The organism is Nocardiopsis aegyptia (assembly GCF_013410755.1).
Lineage (GTDB): Bacteria > Actinomycetota > Actinomycetes > Streptosporangiales > Streptosporangiaceae > Nocardiopsis > Nocardiopsis aegyptia.
The window spans coordinates 1,983,889-1,999,294 of the sequence record NZ_JACCFS010000001.1; the positions used below are offsets into that span (position 1 = coordinate 1,983,889).

General features: G+C 72.7%; 12 protein-coding genes. 5 read left to right on the forward strand and 7 right to left on the reverse strand.

What is annotated here, in order from left to right; all coding sequences use genetic code 11:
- Positions 1 to 11: 11 nt before the first annotated feature.
- The 3 genes from HNR10_RS08890 to HNR10_RS08900 all read right to left on the reverse strand — a co-directional run bounded on the left by HNR10_RS08890 (position 12) and on the right by HNR10_RS08900 (position 3,474).
- Positions 12 to 1,451, reverse strand: coding sequence for a WGR domain-containing protein (locus tag HNR10_RS08890; protein ID WP_179822333.1), 1,440 nt, complete (start codon positions 1,449 to 1,451; stop codon positions 12 to 14).
- Between the two features lie 141 nt (positions 1,452 to 1,592).
- On the reverse strand, positions 1,593 to 2,816 hold the full coding sequence (locus tag HNR10_RS08895; RefSeq protein WP_179822334.1) for a sensor histidine kinase: 1,224 nt from the start codon (positions 2,814 to 2,816) through the stop codon (positions 1,593 to 1,595).
- 1 nt (position 2,817) lies between these two features.
- Positions 2,818 to 3,474, reverse strand: coding sequence for a response regulator transcription factor (locus HNR10_RS08900; RefSeq protein ID WP_179822336.1), 657 nt, complete (start codon positions 3,472 to 3,474; stop codon positions 2,818 to 2,820).
- A 195-nt stretch (positions 3,475 to 3,669) separates the two neighbouring features.
- Between HNR10_RS08900 and HNR10_RS08905 the strand changes: the two genes are divergently transcribed.
- Genes HNR10_RS08905 through HNR10_RS08920 form a run of 4 tightly spaced genes read left to right on the forward strand, consistent with a single transcriptional unit; the run spans position 3,670 to position 7,308 of the window.
- On the forward strand, positions 3,670 to 4,167 hold the full coding sequence (locus HNR10_RS08905) for a hypothetical protein (RefSeq protein ID WP_179822338.1): 498 nt from the start codon (positions 3,670 to 3,672) through the stop codon (positions 4,165 to 4,167).
- The gene (locus HNR10_RS08910) at positions 4,164 to 5,318 is read left to right on the forward strand and encodes a peptidoglycan-binding protein (RefSeq protein WP_179822339.1); all 1,155 of its coding nucleotides are present in this window, start codon (positions 4,164 to 4,166) and stop codon (positions 5,316 to 5,318) included. The genes HNR10_RS08905 and HNR10_RS08910 overlap by 4 nt, the downstream gene beginning before the upstream one ends.
- Positions 5,315 to 6,079 carry an ABC transporter ATP-binding protein gene (locus HNR10_RS08915; RefSeq protein WP_179822341.1) on the forward strand — a complete coding sequence of 255 codons (765 nt, stop codon included), beginning with the start codon at positions 5,315 to 5,317 and terminating at the stop codon, positions 6,077 to 6,079. The genes HNR10_RS08910 and HNR10_RS08915 overlap by 4 nt, the downstream gene beginning before the upstream one ends.
- Positions 6,076 to 7,308: an ABC transporter permease gene (locus HNR10_RS08920; RefSeq protein ID WP_312889178.1), complete on the forward strand. Its 1,233-nt coding sequence runs from the start codon at positions 6,076 to 6,078 to the stop codon at positions 7,306 to 7,308. Before HNR10_RS08915 ends, HNR10_RS08920 begins: the two co-directional genes overlap by 4 nt.
- 61 nt (positions 7,309 to 7,369) lie before the next feature.
- Here the strand turns inward: HNR10_RS08920 and HNR10_RS08925 are convergent, their stop codons facing one another.
- The gene (locus HNR10_RS08925) at positions 7,370 to 9,100 is read right to left on the reverse strand and encodes an acyl-CoA mutase large subunit family protein (protein WP_179822343.1); all 1,731 of its coding nucleotides are present in this window, start codon (positions 9,098 to 9,100) and stop codon (positions 7,370 to 7,372) included.
- 76 nt (positions 9,101 to 9,176) lie between these two features.
- A complete protein-coding gene (locus tag HNR10_RS08930) occupies positions 9,177 to 9,698 on the reverse strand; it encodes a MarR family transcriptional regulator (protein ID WP_179829618.1) in 522 nt (173 codons plus the stop codon).
- Positions 9,699 to 10,499: 801 nt separating this feature from the next.
- Here HNR10_RS08930 and HNR10_RS08935 point away from each other — a divergent pair.
- The gene (locus tag HNR10_RS08935) at positions 10,500 to 12,446 is read left to right on the forward strand and encodes a glycosyl hydrolase family 18 protein (RefSeq protein ID WP_179822344.1); all 1,947 of its coding nucleotides are present in this window, start codon (positions 10,500 to 10,502) and stop codon (positions 12,444 to 12,446) included.
- Positions 12,447 to 13,054: 608 nt separating this feature from the next.
- Here HNR10_RS08935 and meaB read toward each other — a convergent pair.
- A complete protein-coding gene (gene meaB / locus HNR10_RS08940) occupies positions 13,055 to 14,011 on the reverse strand; it encodes a methylmalonyl Co-A mutase-associated GTPase MeaB (protein WP_179822346.1) in 957 nt (318 codons plus the stop codon).
- A gap of 143 nt (positions 14,012 to 14,154) precedes the next feature.
- On the reverse strand, positions 14,155 to 15,342 hold the full coding sequence (locus tag HNR10_RS08945; RefSeq protein WP_179822348.1) for an acetyl-CoA C-acetyltransferase: 1,188 nt from the start codon (positions 15,340 to 15,342) through the stop codon (positions 14,155 to 14,157).
- Between the last annotated feature and the right edge of the window lie 64 nt (positions 15,343 to 15,406).

Genomic DNA, 15,406 nt, shown 5'->3' on the forward strand with positions numbered 1-15,406 from the left:
GCTCCCCGGACTCAGCCCAGTCGGCGGATGTCGCCGCGGACACGGTAGAAGCCGCCGCGCGCGGACTCGCGCACCTCCTCCACCACGTAGCGGGTGCCCGGGCGGCGGATGTCCTTGGGGAACTGCACGCGCCAGGAGGGGTCGAAACCGTCCGAGACCACGCGCACGCGCAGGCGTCCGCCCTCGTCGACGCACTCCACGACGATCCCGTCGACGTCCTGGCCCGCCCGGACCGTCTCCAGCTCGGCCGCGGGCGTCACCGCGTCCCAGGAGGGTGCCTTGACGCTCACCGGTTCCGGAACCGTGCCCTGCTCGGCCGCGGCGATCGCGGACTCCGTGGCGTCGACGCAGGCCAGGGATCCGTCGGTGGTGACGATGTAGAGCCGGTCGTCGTGGAACTGCATCGAGTACGCCGATCCGCAGCCCGTGCCCAGCTTCCACAGGCGGCGCCCGTCCCGGGCGAAGCAGTAGACGGAGGAGTGGTTGTCGCCCGCGAAGACGTAGCGTCCGTCCGGTGAGGCCGCGCAGGAGAACACCGGGCCGTCACAGCGGTAGGTCGAGCGGAGCGTCCCGTCCTTGCCGATGCGGTCGACCGAGTTGCGGGCCGTGGCCGCGAAGAGCTCGTCGTCCTCCTGCCAGCCGAACAGCACCGAGCCGCTGGTCGACACCGACCACTGCTGGTCGCCGGTGAGCGCGTCGTACATCGTCACGCCCCGGGAGTGGCCGTGGTAGACGCCCTGCTCGTCGTAGCGGACCATCCAGGCCGAACGCCCCGCGCTGCGGCGCGACCACTGGAACTCGTCCTCGTGGTCGATCACGGTGATCCCTCCGGAGGCGTCGGAGACACCGAGCACGCCGTCGTGGATGTCGAGCCAGAAGATGTCGACGTCCTCGGAGATCTCGTAGGCCACGTGGGGGATCTTGGCGCCCAGGTCGTAGACCTTGCCGTCGTCGCAGCCGGCGTAGATCCAGAAGTCGTCGGCCACGATACACTTCACACCGTCGGGCAGGCCGTAGCGGGCGGTCACGGCGCCCTCGCGGGAAAGCGTGTACACGTCCCCGGCCTGGTTGCCGACCCAGCAGCGCTCGTCGTCGACGAAGATGCCGAACGCGGGGCTGCCGGAGCGGAAGCGCCACAGCACCGGCGCCTGCCGTGCCGTCGACCTCTGGCTGACGATCGTCCGCCTGGTGACGGGCCGCCGCTGGCGAACACCCGACACCGCGGGCTCGTAGCCCTTGCGGATCTTCTCCGCGGCCTTCTTGGCCCCGGCCGCCTGGGCCTTGGCGGCCGTGGCGTAGCTCGCGGTGCGCGACTGTCCGCTCTCGCCGATGCGCCCGTAGCGGATCGTCACGTCGGTGCCCTCGACCGTGACCTCGTAGAACTTGTGCGCCCCGCCTCCCTGCTCCGAGAGTTCGAGGTAGGTGCGGGAGTCGGCTGTGCGGACGGCCATCGAGACCTTCCCTTCCGAGGTGGTGCCGAGTGTGCGGTGGGGCCCGCGGACCGGCGCCCCGGAGGGCGCTGGTCCGTGAGGAGTCCTCAAACTAGCGGCGCTCGACGACAAACCGGACCGCGCACGGCACAGGGGCTCCCGTCAGGGGACGGGGAAGCCCACGGTCACCACCAGCCCCCCGCCCGGACGGGCGCGGGCGGCGGCCGTGGCCCCGTGGGCGGCCGCGATCGAGCGCACGATCGAGAGTCCGAGACCGCTCCCGGGGCGCGCGCCGCGCAGCCGCGCCGCGTCGCCCCGGTGGAACGGCTCGAAGAGGGCGTCCGGGTCCGCGATCGGGGCTCCGGTGTTGGTCACCTTCACCACCGTGCGACCGTGGGCGGTGCGCAGCCGCGCCTCGACCCACCCGCCGGGGGTGTTGTGGCGGACGGCGTTCTCGACCAGGTTGCGCACCAGGTGCTCCAACAGGACCGCGTCGCCCGCCACCACGGCGGCCTCGGTGTCGACCCGCAGGTCCACCCCCGCCTCCCGGGCGTCGGCCTCGTGGCGGGCCGCCGTGTCCCGCACGATCCCGGCGAGGTCGACCTCCTCGGTCCGGGCCAGGCCCCGGTCCGAGCGGGCGAGCAGCAGCAGGCCGCTGATCAGGGACTCGCTGCGCCCGACCGAGTCCAGTGCCCGCCGGAAGGCCGGGCGCAGGTCGTCCGGCACCCGGTCCTGCGCGAGGGGCACCTCCAGGGCGGCGCGCTGGACGGCCAGCGGCGTGCGCAGTTCGTGCGAGGCGTTGGCGACGAACCGCCGCTGGCTGTCGAAGGCGCGTTCCAGGCGGGAGAGCATCGCGTCGAAGGTGTCGCCCAGCTCCCGGAACTCGTCGTCGGGCCCGGTCAGCCCCAGCCTGCTGTGCAGGTCGTGCTCGGACAGGGTGCGGGCGGTCTCGGTCACCCGGTGCAGGCGCCGCATCGGCCGACCCGCGATCAGCCACCCGGCGGCCGCCGCCAGCAGGGTGATCGCCACGAGGGCGAGCACCGAGTTGACGAGCATGTCCGAGAGCACCCCGTCCTGGTAGCCGTCCACCAGGAGCGCGGCCGGCTCCGCCACTCCCGCCCTCTCCTGCGTCTCCGACCAGGAGTCCAGCGGCCAGGCCGGCTGCGCCGGCTCGGCCGGGTACGGCGACCCGTCCTCGCGCGCGACCGTCTCGATGGTCATGGCCAGGCTGACGCCGCGGTCCCGCAGGCTCGCGGAGGCCACCAGGTAGTTCGCTCCCAGGAGCAGCACCCCGCCCAGGGCGAACACGCCGGTGTAGACGAGGGTCAGCCTGGTACGCAGCGTCGGGCCGCGGCCCCGTTCCGAACGTGTCGTGTCGGTGCCCATGTCAGATCCGGTAGCCGTGGCCGGGGACGGTCTCGATGACCGGGGGGTCGCCGAGTTTGCGGCGCAGCCCGTGCACCACCACCTTGAGCACCCCGCTGAACGGGTCCAGGTGCGCGTCCCACACCTTCTCGATCAGCCGGGTGGCGCTCACCGGGGCGCCGTCGGCGCGCAGCAGCTCCTCCAGGACGCCCAGCTCCTTCGGAGAGAGCGACATCGGCCGGCCGTCGCGCTCGGCGGTCCGCCGGGCGGTGTCCACGGTCACTCCCGCGCGGGTGAGACGGGGCGGCGCGGCCGGACGGGCCCGGCGCCCCAGGGCGCGGACCCGCGCCACCAGCTCCAGGTAGGCGAAGGGTTTGGCGAGGTAGTCGTCGGCGCCCAGGTCGAGCCCGTCCACCCGGTCCTCCAGGCTGCCCGCGGCCGTGAGCATCAGCACACGGGCCTCCACGTCCGGGTCCTCGGTCAGGCGCAGGCACACCTGGTCCCCGTGCAGCACCGGCAGGTCGCGGTCCAGGACGACCACGTCGTAGTCGTGGACGGTGGCCGCCTCCAGCCCGGTGTCGCCGTCGTGGCACACGTCCACGGCCATGCCCTCCCCGCGCAGCCCCTCGGCGACCGTCTGCGCCAGGTCCGGTTCGTCCTCCACCACCAGGATCCGCACGTGCCCCTCCCCCTTCGCCCCGCAAAGCCCGACCGACCAGCCCTATCGCCCTCCCGGTTAGGCCGAGGTTAACCCTGGTGCGCCCCGTCCGGCCCGGTGCCGGGCCTAACCGGCGGCTAACCGCGGGGGCGCTGACATGTGTCGCGACCACACGAGCGGTGCCGGCGGACCCGGCACCCGCGAACAGGAGGCGACATGCGCGCACTGACACTCACGGCCGTGACCGCCGCGGCGGCCGGGCTGCTGCTCACCGGCTGCGGAGCCCTCGGGGAGGAGACCGGGGCCGCCGGAGCGGAGGAGGAGGTGTCCATGGAGGAGGCGATGGTCGACTTCGCCGGCTGTATGCGCGACAAGGGCTTCGACATGCCCGACCCCGAGGGGGAGGACGGCGTGATCGCCCTCCCCGCGGTGGACCCGGAGGACGAGGAGTACATGGACGCGATGACGGAGTGCGAGGAACTGCTCCCCGTGGACGAGAACGCCCCCTCGGACGAGGAGGTGTTCGAGGACAACCTGCGGATGGCCGAGTGCCTGCGGGAGAAAGGCGTCGACGTCGAGGACCCGGAGCAGGGGCAGGGCCTGGCCCTGCCGATCGATCCCGACGACGACGAGCAGATGGCGGCCGTCTCGGAGTGCTCCGAGGAGACCGACGCGGGCAGCGTGTCCGGCAGTACCGGCGAGGGCGACTCGTGAGCGCGGACACCGAACTCCTGACCGAGGAGGGGGCGGAGCAGGAGCCCCCGCGCCGACGCGGTGCCCGTCGCAGCCGCGGATTCCGGTGGCCGGCCGCGGCGCTGCTCGCCCTGGTGGTGCTCTGCGCGGTGGCGGCCGTGACGGTGTGGGGGTGGCCGCGCGGCGCCCAGGAGGAGGAGACCCCCGGTCCGGCGGCCACGGCCGCGCTGGAGTACACGACCCTGCAGCGGGAGGAGAGCCTGGACGGCACCCTCGGGTACGCGGAGAGCGGTTCGTTCTTCGCCCGCTCCGACGGGGTCCTCACCTGGCTTCCGGAGGTGGGCACCGAGCTCTCGGCGGGGCAGCGGGCGTGGGAGATCGACGGCGCCCCAGTCATCCTGCTCAGAGGCGACAAGCCCGCCTACCGGACGCTGGAGCCCGGGGTCGAGGGTCCCGACGTGCGCCAGTTCGAGCAGGCCCTGGCGGAACTGGGCTACGGCGGCTTCACCGTCGACGACGAGTACACGTGGCTGACCGCCGAGGCCGTGAAGCGCTGGCAGGAGGCCACCGAGGGCGTGGAGGCCACCGGCACGGTCGGCCCCGACCTGATCTGGTACGCCCCCGGCCCCGTCCGGGTGAGCGGGCACGAGGCGGCGGTCGGCGAGAGCGTCGCTCCGGCCACGCCGCTGCTCACCACCGCCGCCACCCGCCGGATCGTCGTGATCGACCTGGAGGTCGGCGACCGCGACCTGGTGGCCGAGGGCGACGAGGTAACCGTCGAGATGCCCGACGGTACGGCGGTCGAGGGTGAGATCGAGTCCGTGGGCACCGTCGCGCGGACGGAGGAGGAAGAGGAGCCCGGCACGGGCGGCGGCGGGGATCCGACCGTGGAGGTGGTGGTCGCCCTGTCCGGGGACGGGGAGGACGAGGAGGGCTTCCTCGACCAGGCCCCGGTCACCGTCCTGGCCCGGGGCGAGTCGCGGGAGGACGTGCTCACCGCCCCGGTCGGCGCGCTCATCGCCCTGCCCGGAGGCGGGTACGGGCTGTCGGTCGTGTCCGGCGACGGCACCGTCGAGGACGTCCCGGTGGAGACCGGCTGGTTCTCCGACGGGCTGGTGGAGGTCACCGGCGACGGGATCGACGCGGGCACCGAGGTGGTGGTCCCCGAATGAGCGCCGTGGAGTTCACCGGGGTGAGCCGCCACTATCCGGGCGGTGTACGGGCCCTGGACGGGGTGGACCTGCGGATCGAGCGCGGGGAGATGCTCGCGATCGTGGGCCCCTCGGGATCGGGCAAGTCGACTCTGCTCAACCTGCTCGGCACGCTGGACGCACCGACCTCGGGCACGGTACGCGTGTTCGGCCACGACGTGGGGGCGCTGACCGACGACCAGTTGTCCGCGCTCCGGGCGCGCTCGATCGGTTTCGTCTTCCAGCAGTTCCACCTGGCGCCCAACGTGTACGCCGTGGACAACGTGGCCGACGGCCTGCTGTACACGGGCGTTCCGGCCCGGACGCGGGTGCGGCGGGCGCTGCGGGCGCTGGAGGTGGTGGGTCTGGCCGACCGGGCCTATCACCGGCCGCACGAGCTCTCCGGGGGCCAGAAGCAGCGCGTGGCCATCGCCCGGGCCGTGGTCGGCTCGCCGCCGCTGCTGCTCGCCGACGAACCGACCGGCGCGCTGGACACCGTGTCCGGTGTCGCGGTGATGCGGGTGTTGGAGGAACTGCACGAGCAGGGAGTGACGGTGGTGGTGATCACACATGACCGCGATCTGGCCGCCGGTCTGCCCCGGCGGGTGGAGGTGCGCGACGGGCGCGTGGTCTCCGACTCCGGCGGACCGGTGACCTCCGGGGCCGTCGGGGCCATCGGGACGGCGGGGACCGCCGGGGCGACCGGCTCCGACGGGCGCGTTCGGACTCGGGGACTCCGGTGAGGGCGGCGATCGGGCGGTGGCGGCGGCGCCGCGCCCAGCCGCGTCCCGCCCGGCTCTCCCCGGCGGACCGGCTGCGCACCGGAGCGAGCGGTCTGCGGGCGCGGCCGACCCGCGTGGTGCTGTCGGCCCTGGGAATCGCCATCGGGATCGCGGCGATGGTCGCGGTCGTGGGGGTCTCCTCCTCCGGCCAGGCCGAACTGGACCGGCGGATCGCGCGGCTGGGCACCAACCTCGTGACCGTCGCCCCCGGAAGCGACCTGTTCGGCGGCACCGCCACCCTGCCGGAGGAGGCACGGGGCCGCATCGACCGGATGCCGGAGGTCGAACACACCTCCCAGGTGGAGTCGGTGGACGGAACGCACGTCTACCGCAGCGACCTCGTACCGAGCGGCGAGTCGGGCGGGATCGGTGTCTACGGGGTCGACCTGGACCTGCTGGACACGGTCCGCACGCGAGTGGCGGAGGGCTCGTGGCTGAACGCGGCCACGAGCGAGCACCCGGCGGTCGTGCTCGGCCCCTCGGCGGCCGAACGACTGGGCATCACCCGAATCACACCGGACACCCTGGTGCTCATCGGCGACACCTACTTCTCCGTGGTCGGTGTGCTGGACCGGGTGGAGCTGGCTCCGGAACTGGAGAACGCGGCGCTGGTGGGGCAGGGGGTCGCCGAGGACCTGCTCGGAGCGCAGGGCGAGGCCTCCACCGTGTACGTGCGGATCGACCCCGACCAGGTGGAGCGGGTCCGGGAGGAGGTGGGGCGCAACGCCAACCCCGAGCACCCGAACGAGGTGGAGGTGTCCCGCCCCTCGGACGCGCTGGAGGCCCGGCAGGCCGCGGACCAGACCTTCCAGGGGCTGCTGCTGGGGCTGGGCGCCGTGGCCCTGCTCGTGGGAGGCGTGGGGGTGGCCAACACGATGGTGATCTCCGTGCTGGAGCGCCGGGGCGAGATCGGTCTGCGCCGGGCCCTGGGCGCCACGCGGCGCGACGTCCGCGGGCAGTTCCTGGTGGAGGCGATGACGCTGTCCGCGCTGGGCGGTGTGTTCGGGGTGCTGCTGGGCGGCCTGGCCACCGCCGGGTACGCGGTGCTGCGGGGCTGGCCGGTGGTCCTGCCGTGGTGGGCCGCGGCGGGTGCGGTGACGGCCACCGTGCTGATCGGCGCGGTCGCCGGTCTCCTGCCCGCCATGCGGGCCGCGGCCCTGCATCCCACGGAGGCCCTCGGCTCCGGGTGAGCCGGGAGGCCGTCCCGCCGTGCGGGCGACCCGCCACCCGGGGGTGGCGGGTCGCGCCGGCTCAGAACTGCGGGTCCTCCGTGTAGGTTCCGAACTCCTCGCCCATGGTGGCGCAGATCTCCCCGAGGGAGGCCTCCGCGCGGGCCGCGTCCATGATGAGCGGGATCAGGTTCCCGTCGTCGGCGCGTACGCCCTCCAGGAGCCGGGCCAGGGCCTTGTCCACCGCCGCGCCGTCGCGCCCGCGCCGGCGCTCGGTGAGCACGCGCTTCTGCTCGTGCTCCACCTCGTGGCTGATCTTGAGGATGTCCAGCTCACCGGAGACGGTGCTGGTGTGGCAGTTGACGCCGACGATGCGCTTGTCGCCCTTCTCCAGCGCCTGCTGGTACTGGAAGGCCGACTCGGCGATCTCGGAGCTGAAGTAGCCGTTCTCGATCCCCGCCAGGATGCCCGAGGTCATCGGGCCGATCGTGTGCTCGGCGTCCTGGCCGCCGCCCATCCGGAGGATGTGGGCGAAGATCTTCTCCGCCTCCGCCTCGATCTCGTCGGTGAGCGCTTCGAGGTACCACGAGCCGCCCAGCGGGTCGGCGACGTTGACGACGCCGGTCTCCTCCATGAGGACCTGCTGGGTGCGCAGCGCGATCTCCGCCGACTGCTCGGTGGGCAGGGCGAGGGTCTCGTCGAGCGCGTTGGTGTGCAGGGAGTTGGTCCCGCCGAGCACGGCGGCGAGCGCCTCCACGGCCGTGCGCACCACGTTGTTGTAGGGCTGCTGCGCGGTGAGCGAGACCCCCGCGGTCTGCGTGTGGAAGCGCAGCCACTGGGCCTTCTCGCTCGTGGCCCCGTAGGTGTCGCGGATCCAGCGCGCCCAGATGCGGCGGGCGGCGCGGAACTTGGCGATCTCCTCGAAGAAGTCGATGTGGGCGTCGAAGAAGAACGACAGCCCGGGCGCGAACCGGTCGACGTCCAGCCCGCGCGAGAGCCCCAGTTCCACGTAGCCGAACCCGTCGGCCAGGGTGTAGGCCAGCTCCTGCGCGGCCGTGGCCCCCGCCTCGCGGATGTGGTAGCCGGAGACCGACAGCGGCTTGAACGCCGGGATGTGCTCGGCGCAGTACTCCATCAGGTCGCCGATGAGCCGCAGGTGCGGTTCGGGCGGGTACAGCCACTCCTTCTGGGCGATGTACTCCTTGAAGATGTCGGTCTGGAGCGTGCCGTTGAGCGTGCCGATGTCCACGCCCTGGCGCTCGGCGGCGACCAGGTACATGCAGAACGCCGGGATGGCCGGACCGCTGATCGTCATCGACGTGGTGGTCTCGCCCAGCGGGATGCCGTCGAAGAGCAGGTCCATGTCGGCGACGGAGTCGATGGCGACACCGCAGTGCCCGACCTCGCCCAGGGCCTGCGGCGAGTCGGAGTCGTAGCCCATGAGGGTGGGCATGTCGAAGGCCACGGAGAGTCCGCCGCCGCCGTTGGCGAGGATCATCTTGTAGCGCTCGTTGGTCTGGCGCGCGTTGCCGAAGCCGGCGAACTGCCGGATCGTCCAGGCGCGGCCCCGGTAGCCCGTGGGGTACAGGCCGCGTGTGTAGGGGTACTCGCCCGGCCAGCCGATGCGCTCGAAGCCGGGGACCTCCGCCCCCGGGCGCGGCCCGTAGGCGGGCTCCAGCGGGCGCCCGGACAGGGACGTGAAGTCGGCGTCCCGCTTGCGCGCGGCGTCGTAGCGGCGCTGCCAGCGCTCGCGCCCGGCCTCGATGTCGTCGGCCCCGCCGCCGTTGGAGGGGTCGCTCGTGGTGTTCGCCATACCCCAGATAGTAGGACGTCCAACTAAATATGTACAGAGGAGGATCCCCTGGCGCCACACGGAGCGGAGAGGGGCCTCAGTGCCGTTCGGCGGACCCCGCGACGGGCGCGGGGAAGTCGCCGAAGTCCACCCTGAGCCTGGTGAACATCTCGTGCATGCGCCAGAGCTCGTCGTCGGAGTAGCAGCTCAGACCGAACTCCATGCCCAGCAGGGCCTGCGTCGCCTGCTCGGTGACCTCGCGACCGGTGTCGGTGATCTCGGCCAGCACGCCGCGCCCGTCGCTCGGATTGGGGAGGCGGCGCACGAAGCCCTGCCCCTCCAGCCGGTCGATGGTGTTGGTGACGCTGGTCGGATGCACCATGAGGCGCTCACCGATCTTGCCCAGCGGCAGCGCGCCGGTGGAGCTGAAGGTGAGCAGGACCAGCGCCTCGTAGCGGGCGAAGGTCAGGCCGAACGGCTTGAGGGCGCCGTCCAGCTCCCCGATCAGGATCTGCTGCGCACGCATCACGGAGGTGACGGCCGCCATGGCGGGCGAGGCCCCCCAGCGGTGCGTCCAGTTGTCGTGTGCGCGCTCGATCGGGTCGAACGGAAGATTCAACGGGTTTCCCACGTCGTCACTCTAGTCATGCAACGGGGACTAGCACTCAAGCGTGCGTGAGTCAATGACCCTACGTGGCCACAAGGGGACAACCCGTCGGTCAAGCACCGGTCTACCCCGCCAGCTCGACTGGTCCGGTCCGCGGCCGACGGCGGCCCGGAAAAGCCGCGCGAGGGCGTTGACGGGACCCGTAATTATTAGTTAAGTTTCCTAAAAATTAATAGCCCCACGTCAGAGGCTCCGGGCACCGCGTCAGGCCCGCCCGCGCCCACTCCCGACCCCCGTACCCCCAGGAGAACCCGACGTGCGTACTCGACGGCATCCCCTTCCCAGCCCGCGACGCGGCGCGCGCCTCCTGGCCCCCTGGACCCCCGGTCCGGCCATCCCGGACCGGGTGGTGTCGGTGCTCTGATCCGGGGAGCACCGCCGCCGGGGTCGGCGCGGACCGATGTGCGACGGACCGCGCCGACCCCTCACCCCCACACTCCCGGACCACCTCCCGGCCCCTCCCCCGCTCCCGACCCGCCCGGGAACGCCCCCTGGAACACCCGACCTCCCCTCCCGGAGGAACGATGCCGCCCCTGCCCCGTAGGCGATCCCGAGCACCACCAGGCCCCGCATCCCTTCCGGCTCCGAGCGAGCCGGGGCAACCACGGCCCGCCCCGCGAGGGTGTGCCCACGTGGGAGTCCCGCGCCACGGAGCACCCGCCGCACTCCCGGACGCACACCCCTCCCCCGACGCCACCGGTATCTGGCGACCCGGGGTCCCCCGCATCCGCTCACGTACCAGGAGACCCCCACGTGAGAGCAGCACGACTCAGGACCCGGCTGGCGGCCCTCGCCGCGGCCGTCCTCATCGCCCCCGTGGGCCTGGCGGCCTCCCCCGCCGCGGCCGACACGACCGGTATCACCGTGACCTACGTCGAGACCAGCCGCTGGGACAGCGGCTACGGCGGCCAGCTCACCATCGACAACGGCTCCGACGCCGCGCTCGACGACTGGACCATCGACCTCACCCTCCCCGAGGGCGCCACCATCACCAGCCTGTGGAACGCCACCCACACCGCTTCCGGCAGCACCCACACGATCTCCACCCCCAGTTGGGGCGCGAGCGTGCCCGCCGGCGGCACCTACTCCATCGGCTGGAACGGCACCCACTCCGGCGGGGAGACCGCTCCCCTCGACTGCTCGCTCAACGGCGGCTCGTGCTCCGGGGAGCCCGGGACCCCCGACACCGAGGCGCCCGGCACGCCCGGCGACCCGACCGTCACGGGCACCACCTCCGGCACGGTGTCCCTGGAGTGGGGCGCGGCCACCGACAACGTGGCCGTCACCGGGTACGAGGTGCTCTCCGGCGGCGAGGTCGTGCGCGCGGTGACCGGCACCAGCGCCACCGTCACGGGCCTGGACCCCGTGACCGAGTACACCTTCACCGTCCGCGCCTACGACTCCTCCAACAACCGCGGCCCGGAGAGCGGACCGGTCACCGCCACCACCGACGAGGAGGGCACCGGCACCCCGGTGGACGAGCGCCGGGTGGCCTACTTCACCCAGTGGGGCATCTACGACCGCGGCTACCTGGTCGAGAACCTGGTGTCCTCCGGCACAGCGGAGAAGCTCACGCACATCAACTACGCCTTCGGCAACATCAACGCCAACGGCGAGTGCTTCATGGCCAACCAGCTGGGCCAGGGCGACGCCTGGGCCGACTACGGGCGCTCCTTCACCGCCGACCAGAGCGTGGACGGTGTCGGTGACACCTGGGACCAGGACCTGCGCGGCAACTTCAACCAGCTGCGCGAACTCAAGGAGCTGTACCCGGACCTGAAGGTCAACCTGTCCCTGGGCGGGTGGACCTGGTCCGAGAACTTCTCCGACGCGGCCCTGACCGCGGAGTCGCGCCAGCGGATGGTCTCCTCCTGCATCGACCAGTACCTGCGCGGCAACCTGCCGCTCTTCGACGGCGCGGGCGGCCCGGGCGCGGCCGAGGGCGTCTTCGACGGCATCGACCTCGACTGGGAGTGGCCCGCCTCCGCGGGGCACGAGCACAACACCGTGCGCCCCGAGGACCGGGAGAACTTCACCGCCCTCGTGCAGGAGTTCCGCGACCAGATGAACGCCCTGGAGGCCGAGACCGGCCGCCAGTACGAGCTGACCTCGTTCATGCCCGCCGACCCGGAGAAGATCGACCTCGGCTACGAGCTGGACAAGCTCATGCCCAACTTCGACTTCATCACGGTGCAGGGGTACGACTACCACGGTGGTTGGGAGAACACCACCAACCACCAGTCCAACCTGCTGGAGACGCCGGGCGACCCGGGCCCGGACGTCTACTCCACGGAGACGACCATCCAGGCCTACCTCGACTACGGGGTGAGCCCCGGCGACATGCTGCTGGGCGTGCCGTTCTACAGCCGCGGCTGGACGGGCGTTCCCGCCGGCCCCGACGGCAACGGGCTCTTCCAGACCGGCACCGGCCCCTCGGGCGGCACCTACGAGCAGGGCATCGACGACTGGAAGGTGATCAAGGACCTGAGCGGCTTCGACCTGTACCGGGACGACGCCTCCGGGACGGCCTGGCTCTACGACGGCACCACGTTCTGGACCTACGACGACGAGACGTCGATGACCCAGAAGACCGACTGGGCGCAGGCCAACGGCCTCGGCGGCGTGATGGTCTGGTCCGTCGACGGTGACGACGCCGACGGCAGCCTGATGACCGCCATCGACAGCGCGCTGGCCGACTGACCCACCAGGGACCGGAGAACCCCGCGCCCGCGCGACCGGAGAACGCCGCGCACAAGGCGCCAGGGCCGACACGGAACCCCGCTCCGTGTCGGCCCGCCCCATGCGCGTGCGAGAGGCCGGTGTCGCCTTCACCCCCGCACTGAGAGCGCCCGGGCCAAAGCAGGTAGGGCTGCGCCGGAGGCGTCCGTTGAGGGTGGTGGCGGGCGACGGCGTGGGCACGAGCGGAGGCCCAGAAAGGGCACAGGTGAGGGCGCCGACGCGTTCTGGAGTGGCTGGAGGCGCGCTCCCGAGGCACGAGGGAGCGCGCCGGAATCCGCGAAGGGCGCGTCTACTGGGCGCCCGGGCCAAAGCGAGGCACGAGCGGAGGCCCAAAGAAAACACAGGGCGGAGGGCGCCGACGGGTCCTGGAGGGCCTGGAGGTGCGCTCCCGAGGAACGAGGGAGTACACCGGAAGGACCGAAGGCCCCGTCCTCAAGGCGCCCGAGCCAAAGCGAGGCACGAGCGGAGGCCCAGAAAGGGCACAGGTGAGGGCGCCGACGCGTTCTGGAGTGGCTGGAGGCGCGCTCCCGAGGCACGAGGGAGCGCGCCGGAATCCGCGAAGGGCGCGTCTACTGGGCGCCCGAGCCCAGCTCCTTCAGGAGCAGGTCGGCGGCGGTGTAGGGGTCGTGGCGGCCCTCCGCCACGTCGCGCGCGAGGACCTCGATCCCGCCGTCGGCGCCCACACCGCCCAGACGCGAGCGCAGCCGCTCCAGGGCGATCGCCTGGATCTCGCCCCGGGCCCGGGCCCTGCGGCGCTCGGCGAGCTCGCCGTTGGCCTCCAGGTGCGCGTAGTGCTCCTCCACCCGCGCCCACAGCTCCGCGACGCCCTCGTCCTTGGCCGCGACCGTCATGACGATCGGCGGCTTCCACTCCTCGTCGGCGCGGTCGACCATGGCGACCATCTGGCGCAGCTCGCGCCGCGTCACCCGGGCTCCGTCGCGGTCGGCCTTGTTCACCGCGAACACGTCGGCGACCTCCAGCACGCCCGCCTTGGCCGCCTGGACGGAGTCGCCCATGCCCGGGGCGCACAGCACCACTGTGGTGTCGGCCTCGCCGGCGATCTCGACCTCGGCCTGGCCCACGCCCACGGTCTCCACCAGGATCACGTCGAACCCGGCCGCGTCCAGGACCCGCAGGGCGTGCGGGGTGGCCCAGGACAGCCCGCCCAGGTGGCCCCGGTTGGCCATCGAGCGGATGTAGACGCCCGGGTCGGTGGCGTGCTCCTGCATGCGCACGCGGTCGCCCAGCAGGGCGCCGCCGGTGAAGGGCGAGGACGGGTCGATGGCCAGGACCGCCACGCTCAGCCCCCGCTCACGGATGGCGCGCACGACGGCGTTGGTGGTCGTGGACTTGCCCACGCCCGGCGATCCGGTGAACCCCACCACCCGGGCCCGCCCGGTGTGGGGTGCCAGGCCCGACATGATCTCGCGCAGTTCGGCCGACCCGTTCTCCACCAGCGTGATGGCGCGGGCGAGCGCCCGGCGATCGCCGCCGCGGACCCGTTCGACCAGTTGGGCGGTGTGCATCGAACTCCCTTGTTCGTCTCCGTGCTCGCGGCGGGTTCCGGGATCTGCCGGTGCCCGCCGGGTCGGGGCCGGTGTGCCCGGGCCCGCGACGGGGCGGAGGGTTCGTGTCCCCCCGCCCCGGAAAGCGCGCGCGTCCTCGCCTGCTACTCGGCGGGGACGGAGAACAGCAGGGCGTCGCCCTGGCCGCCGCCACCGCACAGGGCCGCGGCACCGAGGCCACCGCCGCGCCGGCGCAGCTCGGTGACCAGGTGCAGGGCCAGGCGGGCGCCGGAGGCGCCGATCGGGTGGCCGATGGCGATGGCGCCGCCGTCGACGTTGACGATGTCCTCGGCCACGCCCAGGTCCTTCACGGACTGCAGGCCCACGGCCGCGAAGGCCTCGTTGATCTCGATCAGGTCGAGGTCGCCGACGGACCGGCCCGCCTTGGCCAGCGCGTGCTGGATGGCGTTGGAGGGCTGGGAGTGCAGCGAGTTGTCGGGCCCGGCGACGTTGCCGTGCGCGCCGATCTCGGCCAGGACGGGGGCGCCGAGCTCCTCCGCCTTGGCACGGCTCATCACGACCACGGCGGCGGCACCGTCGGAGATCTGCGAGGAGGAGCCGGCGGTGATGGTGCCGTCCCGGTCGAAGGCCGGACGCAGCTTGGCCAGGCTCTCCGCGGTGGTGTCGGGGCGGATGCCCTCGTCGGAGTCGAAGACGACCGGGTCGCCCTTGCGCTGGGGGATCTCCACCGGGACGATCTCCTCGGCGAAGCGACCCTCGGCCGCCGCGGCGGCGGCGCGCTGGTGGGAGCGGGCGGCGAAGGCGTCCTGCTCGGCGCGGCCGATGCCGAGCTTGGCGTTGTGCCGCTCGGTGCTCGCGCCCATGGAGTCGCCCTCGAAGGGGTCGGTCAGGCCGTCGTGCGCGGTGGCGTCCAGGACCTCCACGGACCCGTACTTGAAGCCCTTGCGCGACTTCGGCAGCAGGTGCGGGGCGTTGGTCATGGACTCCATGCCGCCCGCGACGACGATGTCGAACTCGCCGGCGGCGATGAGCTGGTCGGCGAGGGCGATCGCGTCCAGGCCCGACAGGCACACCTTGTTGATGGTCACGGAGGGCACGCTCATGGGAATGCCCGCCTTGACGGCGGCCTGGCGGGAGGGGATCTGACCGGCGCCGGCCTGCAGCACCTGTCCCATGACCACGTATCCGACCTGTTCGCCGCTGATGCCGGCCCGCTCCAGCGCGGCCTTGATCGCGAAGCCGCCGAGATCTGCGGCGGAGAACCCGGCGAGGGAGCCGAGGAGTCGGCCGGTCGGGGTCCGAGCCCCACCGACGATGACGGAACCGGGCATCGTAACTGGCCTCCATGTGATCGGTGACGCACCTGGTCTGCCACGATACCCACACGGCCCTCGT